The sequence below is a fragment of the Porphyromonas sp. CAG:1061 genome (genome assembly GCF_000435035.1).
Lineage (GTDB): Bacteria > Bacteroidota > Bacteroidia > Bacteroidales > Porphyromonadaceae > Porphyromonas_A > Porphyromonas_A somerae.
The window spans coordinates 10,410-16,055 of record NZ_HF988951.1 but is presented as its reverse complement, the minus strand read 5'-3'; the positions used below and the strand labels follow the sequence as shown (position 1 = coordinate 16,055).

General features: G+C 49.3%; 3 protein-coding genes. 2 read left to right on the top strand and 1 reads right to left on the bottom strand.

The features are described from left to right. Positions 1 to 325 precede the first annotated feature (325 nt). Positions 326 to 1,951 (top strand): CTP synthase, encoded by a 1,626-nt coding sequence (gene pyrG, locus QVO39_RS08650; protein WP_018027559.1) that lies wholly within the window; start codon positions 326 to 328, stop codon positions 1,949 to 1,951. A gap of 9 nt (positions 1,952 to 1,960) precedes the next feature. After that, positions 1,961 to 3,832, top strand: coding sequence for a membrane protein insertase YidC (gene yidC / locus QVO39_RS08645; protein ID WP_021903829.1), 1,872 nt, complete (start codon positions 1,961 to 1,963; stop codon positions 3,830 to 3,832). Positions 3,833 to 3,905: 73 nt separating this feature from the next. On the opposite strand, the gene mutL is transcribed toward yidC, so the two are convergent. Beyond that, a partial coding sequence (gene mutL, locus QVO39_RS08640; RefSeq protein WP_288171961.1) for a DNA mismatch repair endonuclease MutL occupies positions 3,906 to 5,646 on the bottom strand: 1,741 nt, incomplete at its 5' end.

The window sequence follows — 5,646 nt, the reverse complement described above, 5'->3', positions numbered from 1 at the left end:
GGAGATGATGTAGAAGCTGAAGGAGAGGAGGTGGGCTTGTGGAAATACTACACGCCTCAAGGGGTTAAAATTGTAGATAAGTCTTTGGCGTTTTGAAATGAACGATGTTGGCACAACATTGGCTTAGTGGGTGTAAGAGCCTTTTCACCAACTCCATCACTCCGTGTGGGGGTGCACTACCCCTGCATCGTGTTGTGTTATCTTTCAGAGGTTCGCTATTTTTTCATTACCTTTGCACCTGATGGAGTAGGGGGCATCAGCTCCTCCTGCTTCCCTTTTTTTGTTTTTACCAAAAGTAATAGAGAGATAGGAGGTCTCTAGTGAGATGATGAAGCGTGATGCGAGGTATATATTTGTGACAGGTGGTGTGGTCTCTTCGCTTGGGAAGGGTATTGTGGCGGCTTCGCTTGGGAAGCTCTTGCAGAGCCGTGGTTATAGTGTAACGATCCAGAAGTTCGACCCCTATATCAATGTGGACCCTGGCACGCTCAACCCCTACGAGCATGGTGAGTGCTATGTGGCTGAGGATGGTCATGAGGCTGACCTGGACCTTGGGCATTACGAGCGCTTCCTAGATATTCGTACTTCTCGAGACAATAATGTCACTTCGGGTAGAATCTATCAGAATGTGATTCAGCGGGAGCGTCGGGGTGACTTTCTAGGGAAGACGGTGCAGGTGGTCCCTCATATCACCGATGAGATTAAGCGTAATGTGAAGCGACTCGGTCTGACCGGGAAGTATGACTTTGTGATCACTGAGATAGGTGGTACGGTGGGGGATATCGAGAGCTTGCCTTTCCTGGAGAGTGTGCGACAACTGAAGTGGGAGCTGGAGGATAAGTGTATGGTGGTGCACCTCACCTACGTGCCCTATATCAAGGCGGCGGGCGAGGTGAAGACCAAACCAACTCAGCACTCGGTAAAACAGCTACAGGAGGAGGGTATTCAGCCCGATATGCTTGTGCTCCGGACGGAGATGAAGTTGGATGAGGGCATTCTGAATAAGGTGGCGCTCTTCTGTAATGTGCCTAAGCGTGCGGTGGTACAGAGCTACGATGTGCCTTCGATCTACGAAGTGCCTCTAGTGATGCAGGAGCAGGGCGCTGATGAGGTATTGCTCCGGAAGTTTGGCATGGAAGTGGGGCCTAAGCCTGAGATGAAGGAGTGGCGTGCCTTTATTGACCTGATGAATAAAGCGAAGGAGCACATCAATATTGCTCTAGTAGGTAAGTATGTGGAGCTACAGGATGCTTATAAATCGATCGATGAATCGCTTCAGCAGTCGGCGATCTACAATGGTCGGAAGCTGAACCTAGTGCATGTGCAGTCTGAAACACTGACGGAGGAAACTGTGGCGGAGCAGCTCTCTAAGGTGGATGGGGTGATCATTGCCCCTGGCTTTGGAGCGAGAGGTACGGAGGGCAAGCTGGTAGCCATCCGCTATTGTAGAGAGCATAATATGCCTACCTTTGGCATCTGCCTAGGAATGCAGATGATGGTGGTAGAGGGGGCTCGAAATGTGCTGGGATTGGAGGATGCCAATTCGGCGGAGATGGAGCCCAATACTGCCCACCCTGTGATTGACCTAATGGATGAGCAGAAGTCGGTGGTGAACCTTGGGGGTACAATGCGTCTGGGGGCGTATGAGTGCCATCTGAAGAAGGGGAGCAAGGTGGCAGAGGCGTATGGTAAGCAGGAGATCAGCGAGCGCCATAGGCACCGCTACGAATTCAATAATAAGTATGAGGAGCCATTTGAGCAGGCTGGCTATGTGCTATCGGGTAAGAATAGTGACACTGGGCTGGTAGAAGTGGTGGAGCGTCCCGACCTGGATTGGTTTATCGGGGTGCAATTTCACCCTGAGTACTCTAGTACGCTACTCAATCCGCACCCACTATTTATGTCGTTTATGAGAGCAGCGATTAAGCATGCCGAGAATAGAAGTAAATAAGTTTTATTGATGGATAAAAATACGATTGCAGCGATTGTGCTGATGGGATTGGTCTTGGTGGTTTTCTCCTATTTAGGACGGCCATCACAGGCGGAAATAGAGGCACAGCGTAGATACAATGACTCCATTGCTGCCGTGCATCAGGCAGAGATGGAGGCGGCAGAGGCTCTTATTGCCAAGCCTGTGGAGAGTGATGAGCTAGAGGTTGCTGGGCTTACGGAGGAGGAGAGGGATTCTCTCTTACTGGCCAAGGCGAAGATGAGCTATGGTGAGCTAGCTACTGCTACTACTGGCGAGGAGCAGACTTTTGTGCTGGAAAATGATAGTGTTGCCTACCATTTTAGTACGAAGGGCGGTTTTTTGGTGGGTAGTGAGCTGAAGACCTACACCGATTTTCAGAAGCAGCCTATTCGGTTGATTCGTCCCGAGGAGGCGTCGTTTGGTTTTAGCTTTATTACCCGTACCAATCGGGTAGTAAGTACCAAGGATCTCTATTTTGAGCCTGAGCAGATTGGACCGAACCGATTGCGCATGACGCTCCATAGTGAGGGTGGGGCAACGCTGAGCTTTGTCTATACCCTAGAGCCGAACTATCTCCTTGATGTGCAGATTGAGAGTAACGGTTTTGACCAAGTGGTGGCTCCGAATGCCCCTTACCTAGATGCGATGATGAAGATGCCTATTTACCAAAATGAAAAGGCAGCAAAGACGGAGCAGCGGTACTCTGGTATCTCGTACGAGACGGCATCGGGCAGTGTGGAGAAGCTGAGCACCTCTAAGAGTGTGGAGGAGAATATCAGTGGGCGTGCTAAGTGGGTTGCCTTTAGAGATATGTTTTTCTCCACGATCTTCTACAGTCCGAATGGTCTGGAGTCGGTGGAGCTCATTAGCGATGTAAAGGATGCGAAAGAAGGCAGTGGTATCCTAAAGCAGATGGAGGCGAAGTATGTGATCCCAGTAGGAAATGAGGGTATTTCGATGAAGATCTATGTGGGACCTAATGACTACAACCTGCTGAAGGGGCTGGATGAGACGTTGGGCGGTGAGACGCACCTCTCTAAGGTGGTGGAGATGGGTGGATGGTTTAGATTTATCAATATCTGGATTATTCAGCCGGTCTTTAACTTCCTAGAGAAGTTTATCAGCAGCTATGGTCTTATCATCTTGTTACTCACTATCTTTATTAAGCTATTGGTGCTTCCCTTTACCTACAAGAGCTACCAATCTCAAGCCAAGATGAGGGTGCTACGTCCGCAGGTGGATGCGATCAATGAGAAGTACCCTGGTGAGGAGAATATGATGAAGCGACAGCAGGAGACGATGGCACTCTACCGAAAGGTGGGGGTGAGCAGTATGGGCGGTTGCTTGCCTATGCTTCTGCAGATGCCTATCTTGATGGCGATGTACCAGTACTTCCCTACGAGTATCAACCTGAGGGGGCAGAGCTTCCTTTGGGCTAATGACCTCTCGACGTACGATGATGTGCTGAGCTGGGGCTTTAATGTGCCTTTGATTGGGGACCACTTGAGCTTATTCTGCTTGATCATGACGGTGGTGCAGATATTCTATATGAATATGACGCAGCGAGCTTCGGGTCAGAGTATGCCAGGAATGAAGTTGATGCCGTGGATTATGGGTATTATGCTCTTTTTCTTCCTCAATGAAAATGCGGCGGCACTTAGTTACTACCTGCTACTATCGATGCTGATTTCGATACTGCAGACGCAGATATTTAAGTGGACCACTAATGATGAGAAGCTACTGGCTGAGCTAGAGGCTAATAAGAAGAAGCCTAAGAAGAAGTCCAAGTGGGTGGCTCGCCTAGAGGAGATGCAGAAGCAACAGGAGCAGATGCTCCGTGAGCAGCAAAAGAAGAAATAACTAGTCATTAAATAGAGTACGCCTCGGAATCAATTAATACCGATTCCGAGGCGTACTCTATTTATTAGCTGACTTAGAAGCGCTGCTCTAGTTCCTTGTGGGTGAGGATGGAGATGATGGTTTTTCCTTCGGGAGTGACGAGGTGCTCGGGCAGCTCCATAAGTTGTGTGATTAGCTCTTGAGCCTCTTCAGGAGTAAACTTGGAGGGGCTTTGCTCTACCCTAAAGTGAATGAGCTGTCGGAGTAGTGCCTCGAGGATGTTTTCCTCTTGTCCTTTACTGCCACCGCTACACTCTGTGAGTAACTGTATGAGTAGTAGCTCTTCACTTCCAGCCGAGATGCCATCGGGGATCGCGTTGATAGTAAAGGCATTTTGCCCCATATCGGAGATGTCAAAGCCAATGCGTGCGAGAAGCTCTTGATGTTTTTTGAGGAGGTCGGTCTCCTTGGCACTTAGTTCTATCAGTGATGGGAATAGCAGTCGCTGTGACGTAGCTCCGCCAGCTTTGTAGCCTCTCTTGACCTGCTCATAATATATCTTGTAGCGCACCCGTGAGAGATCGGCAATGGCTAAGCCCATAGGGTGACTAAATAGCGCATACTTGCCATAGATCATTGGTCTAGGCACCTCAATGGAGGTAGTACTCTCCTCGGTAGGTGCAGTGATCAGCGGGTTTTGATGAGGTGCTTGTGACTTAGTGTGCAATCGTTGGGACTCAAACTCTTCATAAAACTTATCCCAATCCGATAGGTCGGGCATCTTGAAGTCGCTTTCTAGGAGCTGTATATTTTGTGCCGTATCGCCTCTGCTATTCATCTTGCTCGACACCTCTACCTCTGGTGAGATGGTAGGGGGCTCGGGGAAGAAGTCGCTATCATTCCGTTGTTTTGCTACAGGAATATCCAGAGGATTATGTGTGTCGAAGTCTAGTGAAGGTACTGCTGCGCCCATCATCAGTACTTCACGGATGGAGGAGTAGAGGATGGAGGCGATATCTGTCTCTGCCTCAAACTTGATCTCTGTCTTGGTCGGGGAAATATTGACATCAATGGAGGCGGGATCTACCGTGAGGAAAATGAAGTATTCGGGGCTCTCTCCCTCGGGCATTAGGCCTCCATACGCATTGAGCACCATCCGATGGAAGTAGGGGTGCTTCATGTATCGCTCATTGACAAAGAAGTATTGCTGTGCCCCTCTTTTACGCCCTGCAGTATTCTTTGTGACAAAACCTCTGATTTGTACGAGTGGCGTCTCCATATCAATGGTGAGCAAATTATCCTGTAGCCTTTTACCAAAGATATCAATGATCCGTTGCTTTGGAGAAGTAGGGTCGAGGCGTAAGGTAATCGTCTCATTGTGCCGAAGAGTAAAGGCAATGCGCGGCCTCACTGCTGCGATATTCTGCACCTCATTGATGATGTGTCGGAACTCCGTTTCGTCAGTTTTAAGAAACTTTCGGCGGGCTGGTACATTAAAGAATAGGTGCTTTATGGCAAAGTTGGCACCTACAGAGCAGACTACCGGCTCGCTACTCACCACTTTAGAGCCCTCTAGCTCTATCCGTATCCCTTGCTCAGAGTCTTCGGTGCGGGTTTGTAGTACCACATGCGATACCGCTGCAATTGAGGGAAGAGCTTCACCTCTAAAGCCCATCGTGGTGAGGGCAAAGAGGTCGTCGGCTTTGCGTATTTTGCTCGTGGCATGTCGCTCAAAGGCCATTCGTGCATCTATCGGTGCCATCCCTTTGCCATTATCTATTACTTGGATAAGCGTCCGCCCAGCCTCTTTGATCTCAATTTGTATCTCAGTGGCA